We start from the raw sequence: 20,146 nt of genomic DNA, 5'->3' as shown, positions 1-20,146 counted from the left end.
TCAATAAGTATATAGTATGTTTGTCATCGATAAACGATAATAATTATGAAAATAAGTTGGTTAAGTATGCTTAGAGCTATTATGACTTTGGTCTACTTTTTTACGTGGATATCAGCCGTTTTGGGCCCTGTAGCATTTTTTGTTTTTGTGGATAATTACGAGACGGGCTTTGACAATTTTGGAGTTGACCTATACAATGTTCATTGGACATTTTATGTGGTGTTAGCGCTTTCAGTTATGGGTTACTGGATGTTCCTAGCGATGGTGTATCATTTAAGAAAAGTGTCTTATAGAATTTCGCCGTATCGATTTATCGATGTAGAAATAGAAAAACATTTTTATCGAGCAGGCCTTTTTTGTGTTATCGGATCATTGATTACTAAAATACCTTCCTTAATTTACAAATACGCTACAATGGCTGTTGTAAAATCAAATGCGATTTCAATGAAGAACGTTTCTATTGACTTGGGTTTTTCATTTGATTCTTTTCTAGTCATTATTGCCTTTGGAATCTTCTTAATTATCATATCTAAGATCATCAACCAGTCTATTAAAATTCAACAAGAAAACGACTTAACTATATAATTATGAAATACATACTTTACTGGTTCTCAAAAATATTTTTTTACTGCTTTACGATATGGTCTATTTTCTTCGTCATCTGCTGCTCTTTAGGCTTTTTTGAATTTTATCTAGGATGGGATATTCCTTTTGTAGAAATAAGTATGCTCAAAGGAAAAGAAATGATCAGCGTTGTGGCACCTGATATTGAAATTAGCATGATATTCCAGCCCAGAGCCATTATAATGATTGCTATATTTCCGTTTTTTAGCTTTTACTTTTACCTGATGCACCGATTTTTTAAAGTTTTTATTGCGGACTCTCTATTTCATGAAAAAGCAATCAGAGATTTATGCCGGTTTTTCTATTTGAATCTAGCGGCCTTACTTATAGCTTTTATAGCTGCTATAGCCTCAACTATTTCTCGAGGATATTTTAAAATAGAAGAGTCAGTAATGTTTATAATTATTCATGGTTTTGTCTCCATCATCTCTTATTTGTATATAGACATGGCAAAAAAAGGAGCTGATTTAAAACAAGAAAACGACTTAACCATATAAACCATGTCCATATACATCAACCTAGACATAGTACTGGCACAAAAAGGCATGAAAAGCAATGAACTAGCAGATCTGGTAGGAATCACCACTGCAAATCTTTCTATTTTGAAAACGGGAAAAGCAAAAGCGGTGCGATTTTCTACTCTTGAAGCTATTTGTGAAGCCCTGGAATGCCAGCCTGGGGATATATTAGAATACAGAAAATAATCTTGAAAAATTAAATAATCTTTGGCGCTAGGTGATATGTTCCTCTTTCGCGAAAGCGGTATCCATATGAAATCAATTATAAAACTGCTAAAAGGTTTGAAACGATAGTGTTATCTTAGCAACTCTTAAAACCTAACAATGATGAAAAAAGTTCTTTTTATTCTCGCTCTTATCCTAGCAGGAACGGTAAGCGCTCAAGACCTAACTAAAGACATGACTATTGCTCTTAAGAACGATAGCCCTAGAGATCTTAAAGTTTTAGTTAACGACACCAACAAAAACGAATGCCTACAAGCCGGCACAAGGAAAGCAACACTTTTACAACTAGCTATTCAAATGGAAAGCTCTGATGTTGCCTTATACCTTATCACAGAAGCTGAAGTAGATGTCAACATAGCATGTGATGATAACACTCCCTTAATGTGGGCCGCAAAAATGGGTCGTACTGATTTAGTGGCTCAACTATTAGATGCAGGAGCTGATAAGTCTGTTCAAGTTGACGGAAAAACAGCCCTTCAACTCGCTATGACCAATGGTAATGAATCTGCGATTAAGTTGTTGAAATAAAAGCAACTCCACTCTGTAGAGTCGTTCTCCATAAGACCGACTATTTTAAATAATTAAATCCTTTGGAGCTCGCTTTAAAGGATTTTTTATTGAATACTAAGAAAGATAAGGGAGCCTAGTCCCTGATAGGAAGTTTTCATGTGATCAGGGCTTATGACTGTAGAGGCTAGCTTTTTACTTTCAACTCCTTGTATGGTCCTGAAATAAGCGAGCCGGATTTCGGCTAGGTAGAGCAGCTTGCTATCATAAAAAAAACCTCTATCAAAATGATAAAGGCTTTCCTACTGTTTTTAAAACAAGTCTTGCTTTAGTCTGCTAAAACAATCGCTTTGTTATCTTTCATTTCTAGAACTCCGCCAGTAATGGCAAAATTAGTAGTGCCGTCTGCTTTGGTAAACAAATCAGCGACCGATTCTTCAAGTTGTACACTTCCAAAAATCCTAATAGCTCCCTTAGCAAGCAGGGATACCACAGGCGCATGATTATCTAGCATCTGAAACTGACCGTTAATCCCAGGTACAGAAACTGATTCTACCTCACCTTTAAAAAGGGTCATCTCTGGTGTAACTATTTCTAAAATCATCTTTGTATAGTTATGAGTTTAGAATTAGGAGTCTAGAGTTAATTACAACTCTGAACTCCTAACTCCTAACTTGATTATGCTTCAGCAAGCATTTTTTCTCCTGCTTCAATTGCTTCTTCGATAGTACCTTTAAGGTTAAATGCACTTTCTGGAAGGTGATCTAACTCACCATCCATAATCATGTTAAATCCTTTGATCGTATCCTTAATATCAACTAACACACCTTTAAGACCAGTAAACTGCTCTGCCACGAAAAATGGTTGGGATAGGAAACGTTGCACACGGCGTGCACGACCTACCGCCATTTTATCTTCTTCAGATAATTCTTCCATACCTAATATGGCAATAATATCTTGTAATTCTTTATAACGCTGTAGTAACTCTTTTACACGAGTTGCACAATCATAATGCTCATTACCTAATACGTCTGCTGCTAGAATACGAGATGTAGAATCTAGAGGATCTACTGCTGGGTAAATACCTAGCTCTGCAATCTTACGAGAAAGTACTGTAGTTGCATCAAGGTGAGCAAATGTAGTTGCTGGTGCTGGATCGGTTAAATCATCTGCAGGTACGTAAACCGCTTGTACAGATGTAATAGATCCTTTTTTAGTAGAAGTAATTCTTTCCTGCATCGCACCCATTTCTGTTGCAAGCGTAGGTTGGTATCCTACTGCAGACGGCATACGACCTAAAAGAGCCGATACCTCAGAGCCTGCCTGTGTAAAACGGAAGATATTATCTACAAAGAAAAGAACATCTTTTCCTTGTCCTTCTCCAGCCCCATCACGGAAATATTCTGCAATTGTAAGACCTGAAAGAGCTACACGAGCACGTGCTCCTGGTGGCTCATTCATCTGTCCAAATACAAATGTTGCTTTTGATTCTCTCATTCCGGCTTTATCAACCTTTTGAAGATCCCAACCGCCTTCTTCCATAGAATGCATGAAGTCATCACCATACTTGATAATTCCAGATTCTAACATCTCACGTAAAAGGTCATTTCCTTCACGTGTACGCTCACCAACTCCAGCAAATACGGAAAGTCCACCGTGACCTTTTGCAATGTTATTAATCAATTCTTGAATCAAAACTGTTTTACCAACTCCTGCACCGCCGAAAAGTCCAATCTTACCACCTTTTACATAAGGCTCGATAAGATCAATTACCTTGATACCAGTAAAAAGCACTTCCGTAGAAGTAGAAAGATCTTCAAATGCCGGTGCATCTCTATGAATAGAAAGTCCATCTTTTCCTGTTTTAGGAAGATTCCCTAAACCATCAATGGCATCACCGATCACATTAAATAGACGGCCGTAAACATCAGCACCTACAGGCATCTTGATAGGATTACCAGTAGCAAGAACCACGGTACCGCGACTAAGCCCATCTGTAGAATCCATTGCGATAGTTCTTACTGCGCTCTCACCGATGTGAGATTGTACTTCAAGTACTAGTAAAGAACCATCTTTCTTTGTGATTTCTAGTGAATCATAAATTTTAGGAAGTGCGCCTTCTGCACTGTCAAATGTTACATCTACCACCGGTCCGATGATTTGTGAAACGCTACCTGTAATTTGAGACATTTATATAATGTTTTAAAACTTAAAAAGATACAGCTTTTAGCGGCTGTTTTTCGTCGCGCAAAGATACTGCATTCCTATTTATAAAAACATGGTGTTTTTCAATTTTTTTCTTGCGTAACTCGCACGAAGCTTCTCCTCCCCGTTTCTAATGGACAGAGGTTCATTGTAGCTGTTGTAATGCTAGCTTCTGCTTTTGCCTTGAGCGATGTCCATAGCAGTTAGTGCCTAAACAAAAAAGCCGCTTCCATAGGAAGCAGCTCTATAATAATATAAACTTAATGGTTTTATTCTACGGTAACACTTTTAGCTAAGTTACGGGGTTGATCCACATTTTTACCAAGCTTAACAGCGATATGGTAAGAGAGCAACTGTAAGGGAATAGTAGTTAATAAAGGCGTCATAAACTCAATAGTTTCTGGCACTTCTATCACGTGATCTGCGAGGTTTCTCACATCCACGTCGCCTTTAGTAACAATACCTATAATCTTACCGCTACGGGATTTAATCTCTTGTATATTACTGACCACTTTTTCATAATGTCCCTTTTTAGTAGCAATTACGACCACTGGCATTTGCTCATCAATAAGCGCAATCGGACCGTGTTTCATTTCTGCGGCTGGATAACCTTCGGCATGAATATAGCTGATTTCTTTAAGTTTTAATGCTCCTTCTAAAGCTACTGGAAAATTGAAACCACGACCTAGATAAAGGCAGTTTTTAGAATCTTTATAAATTTCTGCAATCTTCTCAATATGATCATTTGAAGTTAATGCTTCAGCAACTTTATCTGGTATGGAAGCTAATTCCTGTAAGTAATTGTGAAATTCACTGGTAGAGATCTTACCTTTTTTCTTAGCGATCTGTAAAGCAATTAAGGTAAGCACTGTAATTTGAGTAGTAAATGCTTTTGTTGAGGCCACTCCTATTTCTGGACCGGCATGAGTATAGGCTCCAGCATGAGTCTCTCTAGAAATAGAACTACCTACAACGTTACAAACTCCAAAAACAAAAGCCCCATTTGCTTTGGCAAGTTTAATTGCTGCCATAGTATCTGCTGTTTCTCCTGACTGAGAAATGGCAATTATAACGTCATCTTTGTCTATTACAGGATTGCGGTATCTAAACTCGGAAGCATACTCTACCTCAACAGGTACACGCGCTAGTTCTTCAAAAATATATTCAGCTACTAAGCCTGCATGCCACGAAGTCCCACAGGCAACTATTACTATACGTTTTGCATTGATAAATTTATCGATATGATCATCGATTCCAGCCATTTTTATCAAGCCTTGATCAACTAACATACGCCCTCTGAATGTATCTTTAATGGCTTGCGGCTGCTCGTAAATCTCTTTCAGCATAAAGTGCTCGTAACCACCTTTTTCTATTTGCTCCAAGTTCATTTGCAATTCTTGAATATAAGGAGCTACCAAAGAATCGTCTTTAATTTTTCTAATCTTCACATCCTTGTGAGTGCGTACTACTGCCATCTCACCGTCTTCCAAATAGATTGCATTTTTAGTGAATTCTAAAAATGGACTTGCATCACTTGCAATAAAATACTCATTTTCCCCTACACCTATAGCAAGAGGAGAGCCCAATCGGGCTACCACAATTTCGTTAGGTTTTTTACGATCAAAAACGGCAATTGCATAAGCGCCTATTGTTTGATTAAGCGCTATTTGAACTGCTTTTCCTAACTTGACATTCTCTTTAGTTTGCGCATCTTCTATCAGGTTAACCAGCACCTCTGTGTCTGTATCTGATTGAAAGGTATAACCTCGGTTTTTCAACTCTTGTTTTAACGGCTCATAATTTTCTATAATACCATTATGGATGATCACTAGATCACCATTATTTGAAAAGTGAGGATGCGAGTTTACATCATTAGGTACCCCATGAGTTGCCCATCTGGTATGACCTATTGCAATAGTTCCTACTGTAGAAATTTCAGCTTCAAGCTTTGATTCTAAGTCAGCTACTTTCCCTTTTGTTTTGGAAAAATTAAGTTTTTTCCCATCATAAATAGCAATTCCAGCACTGTCATAGCCTCTGTATTCTAGCCTTTTAAGACCATTTAAAACTATTGGATATGCCTGTCGATGCCCTATGTAGCCTACAATTCCGCACATAATTAATTTATTTTAGTTGATTGTTTCAGAATAAAAAACCTTTAACATAGGTTTTTTAGGTATAGCCTCTCCGTTTACAGTTTGCTGAACAAGGTTTCCCTGGGCAAGATTTCCGTAAAGTACTGTTCCTTCATGAGATATAGCGGCGCTAATCGGTATAGATTCTAGATCTGGATTAGGGTTTACTGTATTCAACACTCGATTATTTCCTACTATTGACACATTTTGACTAACTACAATTGCCAATCTATTGTTTTCAATATTACCTTGTATAATATTGCTTAAATGTTGCGTGAGTCTTATTCTATATTTAATACGATCAGTAGAAGTATCATCAGGATCAATTCTTTCCAACCTACCTAAGTGAGACAAGTTGCTATCAAGCCCATTAGAACCACCAATCGCGTAATCTGATAGCAGTCTCTTGGTATCATAATCATAGATCAAGATACGCTCTGGATCCTTAGCGCTAGCCGCAACAATAGATCTGTTCACGTAAAATTCTATATAGGCATCATTAATCAACCAATCGTTTTCTATAGCCTCCGTAAGCGCTGGTGCCTCACCATTTGATCCATTTGTCGCCTGACCAAACAACTCTAAGACAGCTATTGATCCAGGACCCCCTTTTAAATAAATATTTTCTGCTCCATTTATAGGATCGTTAGAATCTGCCATGTCGCTTTGAACGCTTGCGCTAAAGTCGTTCTTTACAAAAACTACCTTATTACCATTAAAGTTTAAACGAAAATTTGACGTGATATTATTTAATTCTGTAGTATCCCCATCATCGTCAAAATCACTTAAATCAGGGAAATCAGAGTTAATTTTAATATCGATTTTGGCATTATTCAAATCTAAATGAACGAGGTTAGAAGAACTTGGCGCTCCAGCAATCTTAAAATACAAACCTCTAAAATAGTTTTGAAAATTACTAATACTTTCCAGATTAGCACTTCCTTCCTGATCCACAATTACTGTTTCCCAATAATCTACAGGTAGAGAAATTCTAAGCCTAGGAGTTAGTCTCTCTGAAACCGTTAACTCGCCTTCATCATTAGTCTCAAAAAGATCAATCTCTTGATTATCTGGAAGGAATAAAGTGTTCTCATAAATTAAATCTCCTCGATTCATGTCTATAACACTTTCAAAATCCGAATAATAAATTGCATTTTGAGTTATGTCTTGGTCATCAAAACCACTCAAAAAGTAATTGTTTCTATAGATCTGAAAATGAGTTGGCCCTATACCGTATAGAGAATCGATTCGGTACTCTCTTTCTTCGCCGTTAATACCTGTTAGTACTGAATAATAAGGTACTTCTAAAATAACTTCTTCTACCACCTTGTTTTGTCCAAAAGACGGACTAGTAAAATTTGGATTTATTTGAGCCACAAACGAATAGGTTGTTCTTCCGTAAGCTGGATCATCATACACTCCAAAAGGTGTCGAATTAAAGTTATTCGTTTGGACGGTATTCACAGGAACGCTGTACGCCTTCACATCAAACTCAGCCTCTTTAATAACATTTGCAGGATCATCTCCTAAAAAGTTAGCTCCCAAAGGAGTTAATTCATTTTCACAGGACACCACTCCTAAAACTACCGCGATTACTATCGCAGCATTACATAACATTTTTTTCATTTTTCTTGAGCTTCTTCTTTTTCGTTTAAAACTTGATCAAGGTAGAACTCCTCATATGCATCAGCAAATTCTTCTGGGGCATAGTATTTTAAGATAGGCTTATTTTCCTGCGCATCGATATATTGATCAATTTCTGGATCTAGCTCCTCACTACCTTTAATAATAGCATCACTGTATTTAACAGCGCTTTTCATCAAATTAATATAGGTAGGGTCATGGAACTCTTCTAAAGCCTCGTCTTCTAATGCATCATATTGAAGTTTCTCAATCATCTCATCATCTAACGCTCCTTCAAAGGATTGATTATAAATAGAGGTCACTATTTTACTTTCCTCAAATAATGGATCGTTCCCATAATAGTTTTTAAGGTACAATGGAAGCAAGCTAGCTAACCATCCATGGACATGAATAATGTCTGGTGCCCAATTTAATTTTTTGACTGTTTCAATTACTCCTTTTGCAAAGAAAATGGCACGCTCGTCATTATCTGGGAAAAGGTTTCCATCTTCATCTGTTAATGTAGCTTTTCTTTTGAAATAATCTTCATTATCGATGAAATATACTTGCATACGTTCCTTGGGGATTGACGCTACTTTAATGATAAGCGGCATGTCTAAATCATTGATAATTAAATTCATTCCACTAAGGCGTATCACCTCGTGTAGTTGATGTCTTCTCTCATTAATATTTCCAAATCTCGGCATGAAAATACGTATTTGGCCACCGCGATCATTTACCATTTTAGGAGCAAAATAAGACATGGAGGAGGCCTCAGTCTCAGGTAAATAGGGTATAACTTCAGATGATACGTATAAAACTCTTTTTTCCTTCATAGATAGATTTATTGATGCCTAACTTTAAGCAAGTTGCAAAAATAAGCAATTTCTTGCACTTTGCTTTGTAAACCTTATGTTTGTAGGCCTTACCATATTCAGATTGTTATGATTTTTAAATCTCATAAATTACTTGTCGAACATCTTAAAAAAAAGGTTAAAAGCTCTGAAACCATAAGCTTTGTCCCAACTATGGGTGCTCTACACAATGGCCACATCTCTTTAATGAAGGAAGCTATTTCCCAATGTGATCACCTGGTCGTATCTATTTTTGTAAATCCTACACAATTTGATAATAAAAAAGATCTGGAAAAGTATCCGCGAACGGTAAATAACGACGTCGCACTTATCAAGAAACATATAAACACCCATAAACTAACCGTCTATGCCCCTGAAGTGAAAGATGTTTATGGAAAACAAACTGTCGCAAAAACATATCACTATGACGGTTTAGAAAATGTAATGGAAGGGAAAAATAGACCAGGACATTTTGATGGTGTAGGGACTATTCTCGAGTTTCTATTTGCGGTGGTACAACCAGATAAAGCTTTCTTTGGAGAAAAAGACTTTCAGCAATTGCAGATTGTAAATAAACTCGTTGAAAAACTTCAATTAAATATTGAGGTTATAGGCTGCCCCATAGAAAGAGAACCACATGGCCTGGCAATGAGTTCAAGAAATGAACGCTTATCTCCCAAAGCTCGTGAAAAAGCCCAATTTATTTATGCCACCTTGCAGCTGGCAAAAAAATATTTCAAACACCACAGTATAAAAAATACTCAAAAACTAGTAGAGGAGCTGTTTAAAAAAGAGCCTGATTTTGAGCTAGAATATTTTACCATTGCTAGCGAGGAAACCTTAAATCCTGTAACTCGCAAATATAAGAAGCATCATTATAGGGCTTTTATAGTTGCACATCTAGAAGGTGTGCGGCTTATTGATAACTTAAAACTTAGTGATCTTTAAATTTTAAGGCTCCACCTCAAATTCTAATATACCTGCCTCATTTATCCATGGAAAATTACTTTCTATGAAAAACCTATCACAATTCTCGCCTATAAAATCGAAAACATTGCCTATAAATATGTTGTACGTATCGACCTCGCTCAAAATTAGGTCAGCTTCAAATTCATAACAATCACAAATTGGATCGTACACGTCAACAAAAAATGGGCCGTCAAGTTCACCCTTTCTTACAATTAGCTCTTGGTCACCTATTAACTCTGAACCACTTCTAAATGACCACCTTGCCCTAGAGTTTGAGGTTTCTGAAAAAACATCTCGTTCATCACCATAAAAATGTTTACGGGACGGAATATTACAAGAAATTGTTAAAGTGTCATTCAATAAAGATGGAGACTAAACGGGTGTGATGCTCACTAATCCTTCAACGAAAATTTCTCCATCATTACAATCTTAATCTAAAGGTATACGGCTATTTAATGAAATACATGAACAAATTATTGTAACATAGTTTTTCATTTTGTTCATCATTTATTTTTGATTCCAGTTAATTAAATTTATTCAAAACAATTAATTCCATAAAATGAAAATAACTCATGGAGAGCCATTATATCACTAGGGTGTTGAGACTTCAATCGCTCATATAATTCACAACCATTTTCTATATCTCCATCCAATGCGTCAAAAACTGGCGCAAGATTAAATACATTACCAGCATTTGATATATCGCAGTTATCTATTATAAAATTTTCTCTATTCAAGTCATCACCACTTCTTAATTCTGAAAAAACAGTTGATATAGAGGAAGGGATTTCATTTCTATTATCCAATAAGTCCCACATCAAACCATGTAGAAACCAACTTCTTGTATCAGATCGATTAGCACTCATAGGTCGTTGAAACATATCAAATTTTTCCATGTCTATTGATAGTATTAAACCCAACTTCAGTAACAAAGGCATTATTCAAATAGGCACCACCATAAATCTCTGATGTGACTTTATATTCTGTAAAATTTCCCCATCCTTCAACTACACTAATTCTATCTGCCGCTTGATAAGAAGGTTGAGAGCTATCTCTATAAGAGTCTCCGCCTTGTAAACTAATGATAGTAGTAGCGATAGAGTTAGAAATTATTGCAGCTGCATTTTTTTCCCAATACAATGCATTTCCTTTTTTCGCATGAGAAAAATGTCCAGATTCATGAAAAACAACTTGATGTATTCGTATGGTACTGTTTATGGAATTGGAATTACTTATGGGCTTATCTTCCAGTCCACGGAAAGTAATATCTGGTCGCAAGCAGAAAGGGACTAAATTAATGCCAATTCCAGTTAAAGTTAAGGTCAAATTTTACCACACATTTGCTTGACCAATATTGGCAAGCTGTGTTATTAGCGCAAGCTGAGAATAAGTATACAGCATAGGCGCAGAAGCATTATTTCCATATGACCATGCCCATACGTTTGCATTTCTAACCGTCTCTGAGATACCATTTCTTAAACAATAATCATTATATAAAGCTATTCCATTATGAGAAGTAGCCTTTATCCAGAAATGCCTTCTTGAATCGTATAAAATAGTTCTTGTTCTATCATTACTTCCTCTAGTCACAGTCATTACGTGGTCAGAGACACCTACTCCTATTACTTCGTTCCAAGATTTTCTAATAGTAGCAGCAGCACTTCTAAATTTAGACCTGACTAATACCATTTCTCTATAGTCTTTAGACGCTCTAAAAGCCCCATTGATGTCTGTATAGGTATTAGTCCAGAAAAAGTTTCTTCCTATACTGATTTTTGCCCGCATAAATGGTTGTAAAGCACTGGGATTTGAATTAGTATTTTCAAAATTTATGTTACCTTCAGGGGTGTACTTTGCTGGTCTTGTAAAAGCTCTTCTTATCCATCGTCCTATACTTCTAAAAATTTTGGGTTAAAAATCGCCAGCATTTTGATCTTCTAATTCTTCTGGATGATTAAGAAAGTATATAAGATCATCTAGGTCTTCATCTGTAATATCTTCATCAAATTCAGCACTTAAATCATTATACCAACCTGTACTAAATAAAGAAACTATTTCTAAGAAATATTCTTCATTTGTGGGCTCTTATATCTCTGCTAGAATTTCATAATATAAGGGATTTGAAAATTGATAGTTAACAGGTATGACTGTAAAAACTGGATGATTAAAACGTATATCCTCAGAAGATGCTTCTCTATAATAATCGCCTTCTTGTATTATTTCTCGATCTAACGGATATTCAGGTAACACAGGCGCATCGATATCGTCAGATTTATCTAGATCATCTAGAAACTGTAAATCTTGATCGTTTACTGCTGTTATTTTAATATAATAATGCGTGGGTACACTAGTTAAATCTCAAACTGGACTGTCAGCTACCTTTTGGTTTAAATAATTGATTGTTGCACGCATGAAATCGATTTCATATAGGTTATTAAGTGATTCTCCCAGTATCATCTGCCTATATCCCTCATAATCATCATTAACAGATGTTATTGATTTTTAAGTTGTGATATTATTTTCAATTGAACCATTGTCTAGCGTGTTATCATCAACTTTATCTCAAGATGTTAATCCTAGAAATAGGGAAATAAGGAAATAAATTTTCGCATGATTTGTATTCATTTACTATAATAAAAATAAGTAACAACTGAATACTGACAAAGAATTATTTCAAAATTACCGTTTTAAAACAATCTTATTTTATTTATTACAAATCGTATCTTTGCAGTATGTTAATTACAGTTGTAAAATCAAAAATTCACCGAGTTAAAGTAACCGGCGCAGACCTTAATTATATAGGAAGCATTACTATTGATGAAGATCTAATGGACGGTGCAAACATTGTAGAAGGTGAAAAAGTACAAATCGTTAATAATAATAACGGCAATCGACTGGAAACCTATGCTATTCCTGGCCCGCGAGGTAGCGGAGAAATTACCCTTAACGGTGCAGCTGCTAGAATGGTTTCTAAAGGAGACGTACTCATACTTATTTGTTATGCTCAAATGACTATGGAAGAAGCCAAAAAATTTAAACCTACCCTTCTTTTTCCTAATGAAGAGGACAACAGGCTTTCTTAAGTAGTGAAAAAAACTCTCTTCAAAATATTAAAGATTGCTCTCCCATTATTCTTAGGCTTTTTTCTCATTTATTATTCCTACAACCAGTTTACAGATCTAGAGCGAGATAAAATTTATTCTTATCTCCTCGATGCAGACTATGCATGGATCATTCTCTCTGTAATTTTTGCTTTTTTAAGTCATCTATCTAGAGCATGGAGATGGAACTATATGCTGGAAACTTTGGGCGCAACACCTAAATTTATAACTAATGTTATGGCAATAGGAGCTGGCTACGCCATGAATCTTATCATTCCTCGCAGTGGTGAAATTTCAAGAGCTGCTATTGTTAATCGCTCCGATCAGGTGCCTATGGATAAAGCAATTGGAACTATTATTGCAGAGCGCGTGCTCGACCTTATGGTCCTTTTAATAATTACAGCGGTCGCTATTTTTACTGCTGGTGATGCCATTATTAACTTCTTTAAAGCTCGTTTAGATTCCGCTTTCGCGAAAGCAGAACCGTCAAAAATCTTGCTCTATTCTGGTATATTTCTGGTATTAGTTATTTTGATCGTTTTCATATCGAGACGTATGCAGCTATTTAATAGACTAAAAAGTTTTATCCTAGGCATGAAAGAAGGGTTTATGACCATCTGGACCATGAAGAAAAAATGGTGGTACTTCCTACATACCTTATTTATTTGGGGCATGTATTTACTCATGTTTTACGTTAGTATTTTTGCTATACCTGGAATAGCCACTATACCCATAAGTGCCATTCTATGTGCTTTTGTGGCTGGTAGCTTTGCTGTAGCCTTCACAAATGGCGGTTTTGGTGCTTACCCCTATTTTATAGCTCAGGTGCTGTTGGTTTTTGGTGTTTCAGAACCTTTAGGAACCTCTTTTGGATGGATTTTATGGTTGTCTCAAACCATTCTAGTTTTAGTTTATGGCTCCATATCTCTTCTATTATTATCTGTGAAAGGCAGTCTTTCAAGTAAATAATTGTAAATTCCGCTTCGTAATTTTTGTTTGATGAAAAACTTTATAGTGCTCGTAGTGACTTTCTTTGTAAGTCAATTGGCAATTTCTCAAGCTTTATATAGAGCTTTTCCTAGTGATGTTTTGGGGGAAGAACGCAATGTAAAGATCTTAAAACCTCGTAATTATGCTGCCAATCCTGAAAAAACCTATCCCTTAGTGATTGTTCTCGATGGAGACTTTCTTTTTGAACCAGTTGCAGGAACAGTAGATTACCTTTCTTATTGGGATCAAATGCCAGAATCTTTTGTGGTAGGTATCAACCAGAGAGAAAGTCGTTATGATGAAACCCAAATCAATCGAGAGTCTGGTTTTCCAGAACCTCAATCACTCCAATTTATGGACTTTGTTATGGAAATAAGACAGACCATGATGGATGAATATCGAGTAGCGCCATTTACCGTAATAGTAGGAAAAGACATCACCGCAAATCTTGCCAGTTTCTACCTCATGCGTAAAAAAATACCGATAAACGCATTTATTCAAATTGCCCCAGAATATTCAACACTGATTCAAGAAAACTTGATCAATAAAATAAGTCAGCTAGAAGAATACAACTATTTCTATGTGGCCACTCCAGAGAAGGACAATTTGCAAAGTGAGCTCATCACAAAAGAAACCGACTCCTTATTTGATACTAAGAAAAATTTACACCTTAAACACGAAACCATAAAAGGCTCTAATAAGTATACTGTTGCCGCTCATGCTATTCCTCGCGGACTCGAGTTTATTTTCAAAGAATACCAACTCATAGACGAGGAAAAACTGCTGAATGAAGACCTGGCTGAAGAGGTGAAGTTTGAAGGTCAGGAAAATAAAAAAGGCATGGTGCGAGTAATAGATCGCATTTTAGAAAAGTACCGCATGATCAAAGAAGTCTATGGCGTAGATATGAAATTACGTCTCGTAGATCTTGTTACTATTTCCAATTATGTAGCCTCTAAAAAGGATTGGGATCAACTCATTGATATAGGTGTTCTTGCTGACAAGGAATACCCAGACCTGCTTTATGGGAGTTTTATAGAAGGTTTAGGCTACGAAGGTCTAGGAAGACCTTCTAGAGCTATCAAAGCATTTAATATTGCTTATGGGCTGGAACCCGCCGCAGGAATCAATAAAGATGATGTGCTCGATAAAATAGAACTGCTTCAAATAAAAGAAAAAGAGTAAATGGCCAAAGTAAAAACGACTTGGTTTTGCCAAAATTGTGGCGCCCAACATTCTAAGTGGCAAGGACAGTGTTCGACCTGTAAAGAATGGAACACTCTGGTGGAAGAGATCGTTCAAAAAGAAACTAAAAAATCTTGGGAAAGTAATGTTGTAGATGTTCCGCTTTCGCGAAAGCGAGCCCCTCAGCCACAATTGATTTCCAAAATTGATGCCGCCGAAAGTCCTAGAATGGACACTACAAATGCAGAATTTAATAGAGTTCTAGGTGGTGGATTAGTCCCTGGATCGATCACCCTTCTAGGTGGAGAACCTGGGATAGGAAAATCCACTTTATTGCTACAAGTATGTCTCAATTTGCCCTACAAAACACTTTATGTATCTGGAGAAGAAAGTGCGCAGCAAATCAAAATGCGTGCTGACCGTATTAAAAATGAAGCAGTGAACTGCTATATTCTTACCGAAACCAAGACGCAAAATATCTTTAGACAAATCACTGAAGTAGAGCCAGATGTATTGATTATTGACTCTATTCAAACTCTACAAACAGATCATATTGAAAGTTCTCCAGGTAGTGTTTCACAAATTAGAGAATGTACCAGTGAACTCATCAAATTTGCTAAAGAAACCAACACACCCGTACTTCTAATAGGTCATATTACCAAAGACGGAAATATTGCTGGACCAAAAATTTTGGAACACATGGTGGATACGGTGCTTCAATTTGAAGGAGATCGCAATCATACGTATAGGATTTTGAGAGCCCTAAAGAATCGTTTTGGAAGCACCCATGAAATAGGTATTTATGAAATGCTCGGTCACGGACTTAGAGAAGTAGTCAACCCTAGTGAAATTTTAATCTCACAACGTGGCGCTACCTTAAGTGGTACGGCAATCGCCGCTACCATGGAAGGAATGCGACCACTTATGATAGAAGTGCAAGCATTAGTGAGTACGGCAGTTTATGGAACTCCTCAACGCAGTGCGACTGGTTACAATTTGAAGAGATTAAATATGATTCTTGCGGTTCTTGAAAAAAGGGCCGGTTTTAAATTAGGTCAAAAAGATGTTTTTCTCAATATTACAGGAGGAATCACTGTGGATGATCCAGCTATAGACCTTGCCGTAGTAGCTGCTATTCTTTCTTCTAATTTTGACATAGAGCTATCTTCACAACACTGCTTCAGTGCAGAAGTAGGTTTAGGAGGAGAAATAAGACCAGTAAGCCGCATGGAACAACGTGTGAATGAGGTCGCAAAACTAGGTTTTGAAAAAGTGTTTATCGCTCCAGGAAAACAAAGTTTTAAAAATGTAGGAACAGAAGTGCAAGCCTTCTCAAAAATTGAAGATTTAGTGAGGTATTTGTTTGCTTAAAGAGGCAATAGACATGTGGAATGAGAAATGAGGAATTTTTGAATTCATTGACAAAAAAAAAGCGGAATTCATTCCGCTAAATAAAAAAAACGCCGCAGGCGACCCCATAAAATCACAGCGGCAGACTTCCGTCTGCCAGCTAGGTTTTGAAATAAAATAATAACAAAAAAACCAACTACTTCGACAAGCTCAGTGCGATGACTAAAGGGCAAGATTTCTTTAAAATAGAAATATACCGAATTTAGCTGTGCTGAACTTATCTAAGAATTGCACTAAATAAAAAACGCCAAAAGCGATCAAAAATAATTTGAAAAATAAAACCATGAGAAACCTAGTTATCATACTTGCTGCCATTTTAATGACCAGTTGTGGAGAAAAAACTCCTGAAAAAAAACCAATCCTGAAATTTGCCAACGCTAATATCTCTAGCAACGACTCGGTACATTTAACTGATTTTGAAGACAATTATTACAACCTCGATCAAATCCTAGCAGCTCATAAAGGGAAAGTCGTTTATCTAGATATTTGGGCAAGCTGGTGTGGTCCCTGTAGAGCAATGATGCCTTATTCTGAGAAGCTGCAAGAAAAATATAAAGACAAGGATGTTACCTTCGTATTTATTTCTATAGATCAAGATCCTGGAAAGTGGGAACGCTCTGCTAGAAACTTTGATTTGATAGAGAATAGTTTTCTCGCCCGCAATTATCCTCAAGCAAAACTTTTTCAAGATAACAATGTGAGCTCCATTCCTAGGTACATGCTGTTTGATAAAAATGGTCGCCTTATAGATGATAACGCCAGAAGACCCAGTGACAAAGATCTTGAAACTACTATTGATGGATTTCTAACGATATAGTTATAGCTTTACTCATTCAAATAAATCAAAAATCCCCTAAAAAATTAATCGTAAGGGATTTTTAATTATCGTAAAAACAACTCCATATTTTATTTCTTAGACTTCTTTTTAAACCAATAGATAGGTGGATAAAGAACGATGGAGAGCTCACTATAGTTACCTGTCCATGTATGGCCACTTACAGCGTCTGTATTATTCTCACTATCTATAGCATTTATACGTGACCCTGCAATATTTGCATTATTAGCATGATATTTGTAGCCGAATCGCATAAAAAAATCATTTTTTAAATTTACGAAAGCAGATAATTCAAAGTTGTAACCACCAAACAACGACTGTTGCGTTTCTTCAAAAAAATGGTTGTAAACAACACTATTATTAATACGTACATCAAATTCATAACCTACTCCTATAGTAAAATAAACTTCATCACTAATTCTAGCCACATAGTCTACCATTATAGGCAAATGATATGTCCAGTTAGGACTATCTAACTCATCAGAATTTACTTGTCTAGGTATATTGTTGAAACCAGCTGGTATTACTGCAAATTCGTTTGAAAATGTTGTTTTTTGCAGATATACCGATTCTAAAATTAAATGTATTAGATTGATATATGTTGTAGTCAAATCCAAAAGTTAAAACAGCTACTTTTCTCCATTCATAAGTGATTAAACTATTAGGTGCATTTTTGTAAACAGATTGATCGAGACCTATTTTTAAACCTACTGGAAAAATTCTATCAAATAAATTTTCTGCATGTCTTTTGTTTTCTTGAGAGTAGGAAAAACTACTTGCAATTATAAAAACTACAAGTAGTAATAAATTTAATTTAATTTTTGTCATCCATTAAAATGATTGAAAACATTCTCTTAATTGTTTAAGCACCTATGAACTTATTTTTTTGATTTGCTTTTTAACCATCCAGCAGGTGGATAGAGTGAGATTCCAAATTGCCAATAATGACCAGTCCATGTGCTGGCACTAACTGCAGTTAGATTTCTATCGTTATCAAAACTTTGAATAGTTTCTCCAGCAATGTTGGTATTATTTCTATGATATTTTGCATTGAATTTCATGAAAAAGTTATTCTTGAGATCAACGGCAACACCTAGCTCAAAATTAAATCCACCAGTAAATGGTTTCTGAACTTCAGTATATAAACCATTATAAATAATTTGATCATTTAAAGATAGCCTCGTTTCACTAGTCCCTTCTGTAAATCCATAATGAGTTACTTCATAGCCCAAAGATGGCATAAAGAATATGTGTTCATTTATTTTTGCAACATAATCGACCATAATAGGCAAGTGATACGTCCAATTAGGCCCATCAGTACTATCTAGCTCAAATTGCCTAGTTAACCCGTTTAGACCAGGTGGGACTAATATAAACTCATTTAAAACACTGTTTTTCATGTAAAATCCAGTTCTGAAATTAAATTTACCTTTTTGATAAAAGTTATAATCTACGCCAAAGGCAAGACTATTTATATTGCGATATTCAAAGGTAATCAGTGAATTTTGCCTATTGTTATAAATATCTTGATTAAGGCTTAAGTACACTCCTAAATTTGATGTGCGATTAAATAATTCTTCAGCATGAGGTTTGTTTTCTTGTGAAAAAGATAAACTACTTGCAGTTATAAAAACTGCAAGTAGTGATAACTGTTTTTTAATTTTCATAATAATATCTAAATGTTTCGCCACGTTGCCAATGAACACTTTCCAATTTCTGAATTTCAGTTCCTAATTGAGAAGGACTATTGTAAGATTCTGGATTCACTCTAATGACAACTTTTCTTCTTCTTCTCTTTTTAATAGTGGATCTTTTATCTACTTCAATTAATGGACTGCCGCAACCTAAATATGGATCATGTCTTTCTCCAACAATCTTAGCATAACTTTTAATTCTTCTTTTTTTCCATTTACTTCCCTTCTTTTTATAGTTTTTAGTAATGGACTTGTATTTAAAATAGGCTTTCAAACCATTACCACCAACAGAATATCCACTCATGTGTTGTATTCCTTTTACTCTATAACGAGGATTAGATAAAATAAATCTTTTAGTGTCGGTAACTTTGAATACACATACTCCTGAATTGTCATAAATTACATGGTCAGTTATTCCACCTGGTTTCTCATTACTACCTGCAAATTGTGTCAACAACTCTTCAATAGGAACTCCATTGTTTGCACTATTCAAAATACTAGACGCATCTTGATTTTGAGAATCAATTACAATGACACCACCTTCCATATATTTAAATATAAAGCTACATATCATAACTTCATAATATTGATTGTATACTGTTTGTTCCGTTCCATGGATAAGCCAATCATTATCGGGATCATCGTCCCAAGTCCACCCTGATTGATCTGAGTTATCTAACCAATTATCTTCTTTAATTCTGGCAAATGCTCTTAAAGAAAAGAAATTATGACTGTTCTCATAATCAATAAGTGGCTGATCCTCCTCAAATCCTGAAGATTCCTCAAGATCATTCAAAGCGTCCTCAGAAAGCAAATCATTAGGAATAACAAAAGAATCTTCATGCAGCTCGACAAGATTATCAAGATGACCAATTGTATACTCAAAAGAATCCCATGAAGGAAAATGCATCATGTTATTACCAGTACTGGGAGAGACTCCATTGTCAAAATAAAGTCCGTGAGGTTCCAATTCACATTCCATATCTCCACCACCTTCTCCAGATTTGGCAGTTATCGTGTCATTTGTTATCTCATCTTCACAACTAACTAGAGAGAGAGAGAGAGAGAGAGAGAGTTAGTAATCCTATTGAAAAATATTTCAATAGATGTTTTTGTTTTTTCATCTTGTTGATTTTAGTGAATTAATAATTGATGATCGTATAGAGTGAAAAGTAACTTAAAATTTTGATTAATATTATGAGTAGAAACACCCAAATTCATTCTAGCGGCAATTATTTAACACAAGAAACGCACTCTTTTTCGAGATATAT

At 35.8% G+C, this 20,146-nt stretch carries 23 protein-coding genes; 10 read left to right on the top strand and 13 right to left on the bottom strand.

The genetic code is table 11. The annotated features are described in order from the left end of the window. The first annotated feature begins 45 nt into the window (after window positions 1-45). The 4 genes from F0365_RS06040 to F0365_RS06025 all read left to right on the top strand — a co-directional run bounded on the left by F0365_RS06040 (window position 46) and on the right by F0365_RS06025 (window position 1,895). A complete protein-coding gene (locus tag F0365_RS06040) occupies window positions 46-585 on the top strand; it encodes a DUF2975 domain-containing protein (RefSeq protein WP_169932872.1) in 540 nt (179 codons plus the stop codon). A gap of 2 nt (window positions 586-587) precedes the next feature. Then, a complete protein-coding gene (locus F0365_RS06035) occupies window positions 588-1,121 on the top strand; it encodes a DUF2975 domain-containing protein (protein ID WP_169932871.1) in 534 nt (177 codons plus the stop codon). 3 nt (window positions 1,122-1,124) lie between these two features. After that, window positions 1,125-1,328, top strand: coding sequence for a helix-turn-helix domain-containing protein (locus tag F0365_RS06030; protein ID WP_169932870.1), 204 nt, complete (start codon window positions 1,125-1,127; stop codon window positions 1,326-1,328). A 138-nt stretch (window positions 1,329-1,466) separates the two neighbouring features. Continuing rightward, window positions 1,467-1,895 (top strand): ankyrin repeat domain-containing protein, encoded by a 429-nt coding sequence (locus F0365_RS06025; protein ID WP_169932869.1) that lies wholly within the window; start codon window positions 1,467-1,469, stop codon window positions 1,893-1,895. Window positions 1,896-2,202: 307 nt separating this feature from the next. On the opposite strand, the gene F0365_RS06020 is transcribed toward F0365_RS06025, so the two are convergent. The 5 genes from F0365_RS06020 to F0365_RS06000 form a co-directional block, all read right to left on the bottom strand. Then, window positions 2,203-2,478, bottom strand: a complete 276-nt coding sequence (locus F0365_RS06020; protein WP_169932868.1) for a F0F1 ATP synthase subunit epsilon — start codon at window positions 2,476-2,478, stop codon at window positions 2,203-2,205. Window positions 2,479-2,552: 74 nt separating this feature from the next. Then, complete coding sequence (atpD, locus tag F0365_RS06015) at window positions 2,553-4,064, bottom strand: F0F1 ATP synthase subunit beta (protein ID WP_169932867.1); 1,512 nt, start codon at window positions 4,062-4,064, stop codon at window positions 2,553-2,555. A 284-nt stretch (window positions 4,065-4,348) separates the two neighbouring features. Beyond that, window positions 4,349-6,196 (bottom strand): glutamine--fructose-6-phosphate transaminase (isomerizing), encoded by a 1,848-nt coding sequence (gene glmS / locus F0365_RS06010; RefSeq protein ID WP_169932866.1) that lies wholly within the window; start codon window positions 6,194-6,196, stop codon window positions 4,349-4,351. 12 nt (window positions 6,197-6,208) lie between these two features. Next, on the bottom strand, window positions 6,209-7,840 hold the full coding sequence (locus F0365_RS06005) for a DUF4270 domain-containing protein (protein ID WP_169932865.1): 1,632 nt from the start codon (window positions 7,838-7,840) through the stop codon (window positions 6,209-6,211). Beyond that, complete coding sequence (locus tag F0365_RS06000; protein ID WP_169932864.1) at window positions 7,837-8,673, bottom strand: glycogen/starch synthase; 837 nt, start codon at window positions 8,671-8,673, stop codon at window positions 7,837-7,839. Before F0365_RS06000 ends, F0365_RS06005 begins: the two co-directional genes overlap by 4 nt. Window positions 8,674-8,781: 108 nt before the next feature. Here F0365_RS06000 and panC point away from each other — a divergent pair, with 108 nt between their 5' ends. Then, the gene (panC, locus tag F0365_RS05995) at window positions 8,782-9,639 is read left to right on the top strand and encodes a pantoate--beta-alanine ligase (protein ID WP_169932863.1); all 858 of its coding nucleotides are present in this window, start codon (window positions 8,782-8,784) and stop codon (window positions 9,637-9,639) included. Between the two features lie 3 nt (window positions 9,640-9,642). Here panC and F0365_RS05990 read toward each other — a convergent pair whose 3' ends face one another. The 4 genes from F0365_RS05990 to F0365_RS05975 all read right to left on the bottom strand — a co-directional run bounded on the left by F0365_RS05990 (window position 9,643) and on the right by F0365_RS05975 (window position 11,445). Beyond that, window positions 9,643-10,020, bottom strand: a complete 378-nt coding sequence (locus tag F0365_RS05990; RefSeq protein WP_169932862.1) for a hypothetical protein — start codon at window positions 10,018-10,020, stop codon at window positions 9,643-9,645. A 173-nt stretch (window positions 10,021-10,193) separates the two neighbouring features. Further along, a complete protein-coding gene (locus F0365_RS05985) occupies window positions 10,194-10,541 on the bottom strand; it encodes a hypothetical protein (protein ID WP_169932861.1) in 348 nt (115 codons plus the stop codon). Window position 10,542: 1 nt separating this feature from the next. Then, complete coding sequence (locus F0365_RS05980) at window positions 10,543-10,986, bottom strand: hypothetical protein (RefSeq protein ID WP_169932860.1); 444 nt, start codon at window positions 10,984-10,986, stop codon at window positions 10,543-10,545. Window positions 10,987-10,989: 3 nt separating this feature from the next. After that, a complete protein-coding gene (locus tag F0365_RS05975; protein WP_169932859.1) occupies window positions 10,990-11,445 on the bottom strand; it encodes a hypothetical protein in 456 nt (151 codons plus the stop codon). A gap of 947 nt (window positions 11,446-12,392) precedes the next feature. On the opposite strand from F0365_RS05975, the gene panD reads away from it, so the two are divergent. From panD to F0365_RS05950, 5 genes are all read left to right on the top strand, one after another. Beyond that, the gene (panD, locus tag F0365_RS05970; protein WP_169932858.1) at window positions 12,393-12,743 is read left to right on the top strand and encodes an aspartate 1-decarboxylase; all 351 of its coding nucleotides are present in this window, start codon (window positions 12,393-12,395) and stop codon (window positions 12,741-12,743) included. Window positions 12,744-12,746: 3 nt separating this feature from the next. After that, complete coding sequence (locus F0365_RS05965) at window positions 12,747-13,730, top strand: YbhN family protein (RefSeq protein WP_169932857.1); 984 nt, start codon at window positions 12,747-12,749, stop codon at window positions 13,728-13,730. A gap of 30 nt (window positions 13,731-13,760) precedes the next feature. Next, on the top strand, window positions 13,761-14,936 hold the full coding sequence (locus tag F0365_RS05960) for an alpha/beta hydrolase (protein WP_169932856.1): 1,176 nt from the start codon (window positions 13,761-13,763) through the stop codon (window positions 14,934-14,936). After that, window positions 14,937-16,307 carry a DNA repair protein RadA gene (radA, locus tag F0365_RS05955; RefSeq protein WP_169932855.1) on the top strand — a complete coding sequence of 457 codons (1,371 nt, stop codon included), beginning with the start codon at window positions 14,937-14,939 and terminating at the stop codon, window positions 16,305-16,307. Between the two features lie 322 nt (window positions 16,308-16,629). Beyond that, on the top strand, window positions 16,630-17,163 hold the full coding sequence (locus F0365_RS05950; RefSeq protein WP_169932854.1) for a TlpA family protein disulfide reductase: 534 nt from the start codon (window positions 16,630-16,632) through the stop codon (window positions 17,161-17,163). A gap of 89 nt (window positions 17,164-17,252) precedes the next feature. On the opposite strand, the gene F0365_RS05945 is transcribed toward F0365_RS05950, so the two are convergent. From F0365_RS05945 to F0365_RS05930, 4 genes are all read right to left on the bottom strand, one after another. After that, window positions 17,253-17,609, bottom strand: a complete 357-nt coding sequence (locus F0365_RS05945) for a hypothetical protein (RefSeq protein WP_169932853.1) — start codon at window positions 17,607-17,609, stop codon at window positions 17,253-17,255. 67 nt (window positions 17,610-17,676) lie between these two features. After that, window positions 17,677-18,009: a hypothetical protein gene (locus tag F0365_RS05940; RefSeq protein ID WP_169932852.1), complete on the bottom strand. Its 333-nt coding sequence runs from the start codon at window positions 18,007-18,009 to the stop codon at window positions 17,677-17,679. A gap of 50 nt (window positions 18,010-18,059) precedes the next feature. Further along, entirely contained in the window at window positions 18,060-18,848 is a 789-nt protein-coding gene (locus F0365_RS05935; protein WP_169932851.1) for a hypothetical protein, read from the bottom strand. After that, a complete protein-coding gene (locus F0365_RS05930; RefSeq protein ID WP_169932850.1) occupies window positions 18,838-19,857 on the bottom strand; it encodes a hypothetical protein in 1,020 nt (339 codons plus the stop codon). The genes F0365_RS05935 and F0365_RS05930 overlap by 11 nt, the downstream gene beginning before the upstream one ends. Between the last annotated feature and the right edge of the window lie 289 nt (window positions 19,858-20,146).

Origin of the sequence: Nonlabens sp. Ci31 (assembly GCF_012974865.1) — a bacterium.
Lineage (GTDB): Bacteria > Bacteroidota > Bacteroidia > Flavobacteriales > Flavobacteriaceae > Nonlabens.
Note: the sequence above shows the minus strand (reverse complement) of the source record. Positions and strands in the feature narration are given on the sequence as shown.

What these genes read in the sequence shown, in the direction of transcription:
- F0365_RS06040 (WP_169932872.1), top strand. Translation starts at nt 46, where the DNA reads ATGAAAATAAGTTGGTTAAGTATGCTTAGAGCTATTATGACTTTGGTC.
- F0365_RS06035 (WP_169932871.1), top strand. Translation starts at nt 588, where the DNA reads ATGAAATACATACTTTACTGGTTCTCAAAAATATTTTTTTACTGCTTT.
- F0365_RS06030 (WP_169932870.1), top strand. Translation starts at nt 1,125, where the DNA reads ATGTCCATATACATCAACCTAGACATAGTACTGGCACAAAAAGGCATG.
- F0365_RS06025 (WP_169932869.1), top strand. Translation starts at nt 1,467, where the DNA reads ATGATGAAAAAAGTTCTTTTTATTCTCGCTCTTATCCTAGCAGGAACG.
- F0365_RS06020 (WP_169932868.1), bottom strand. Translation starts at nt 2,478, where the DNA reads ATGATTTTAGAAATAGTTACACCAGAGATGACCCTTTTTAAAGGTGAG.
- atpD (WP_169932867.1), bottom strand. Translation starts at nt 4,064, where the DNA reads ATGTCTCAAATTACAGGTAGCGTTTCACAAATCATCGGACCGGTGGTA.
- glmS (WP_169932866.1), bottom strand. Translation starts at nt 6,196, where the DNA reads ATGTGCGGAATTGTAGGCTACATAGGGCATCGACAGGCATATCCAATA.
- F0365_RS06005 (WP_169932865.1), bottom strand. Translation starts at nt 7,840, where the DNA reads ATGAAAAAAATGTTATGTAATGCTGCGATAGTAATCGCGGTAGTTTTA.
- F0365_RS06000 (WP_169932864.1), bottom strand. Translation starts at nt 8,673, where the DNA reads ATGAAGGAAAAAAGAGTTTTATACGTATCATCTGAAGTTATACCCTAT.
- panC (WP_169932863.1), top strand. Translation starts at nt 8,782, where the DNA reads ATGATTTTTAAATCTCATAAATTACTTGTCGAACATCTTAAAAAAAAG.
- F0365_RS05985 (WP_169932861.1), bottom strand. Translation starts at nt 10,541, where the DNA reads ATGTTTCAACGACCTATGAGTGCTAATCGATCTGATACAAGAAGTTGG.
- F0365_RS05975 (WP_169932859.1), bottom strand. Translation starts at nt 11,445, where the DNA reads ATGCGGGCAAAAATCAGTATAGGAAGAAACTTTTTCTGGACTAATACC.
- panD (WP_169932858.1), top strand. Translation starts at nt 12,393, where the DNA reads ATGTTAATTACAGTTGTAAAATCAAAAATTCACCGAGTTAAAGTAACC.
- F0365_RS05960 (WP_169932856.1), top strand. Translation starts at nt 13,761, where the DNA reads ATGAAAAACTTTATAGTGCTCGTAGTGACTTTCTTTGTAAGTCAATTG.
- radA (WP_169932855.1), top strand. Translation starts at nt 14,937, where the DNA reads ATGGCCAAAGTAAAAACGACTTGGTTTTGCCAAAATTGTGGCGCCCAA.
- F0365_RS05950 (WP_169932854.1), top strand. Translation starts at nt 16,630, where the DNA reads ATGAGAAACCTAGTTATCATACTTGCTGCCATTTTAATGACCAGTTGT.
- F0365_RS05940 (WP_169932852.1), bottom strand. Translation starts at nt 18,009, where the DNA reads ATGACAAAAATTAAATTAAATTTATTACTACTTGTAGTTTTTATAATT.
- F0365_RS05935 (WP_169932851.1), bottom strand. Translation starts at nt 18,848, where the DNA reads ATGAAAATTAAAAAACAGTTATCACTACTTGCAGTTTTTATAACTGCA.
- F0365_RS05930 (WP_169932850.1), bottom strand. Translation starts at nt 19,857, where the DNA reads ATGGAATGTGAATTGGAACCTCACGGACTTTATTTTGACAATGGAGTC.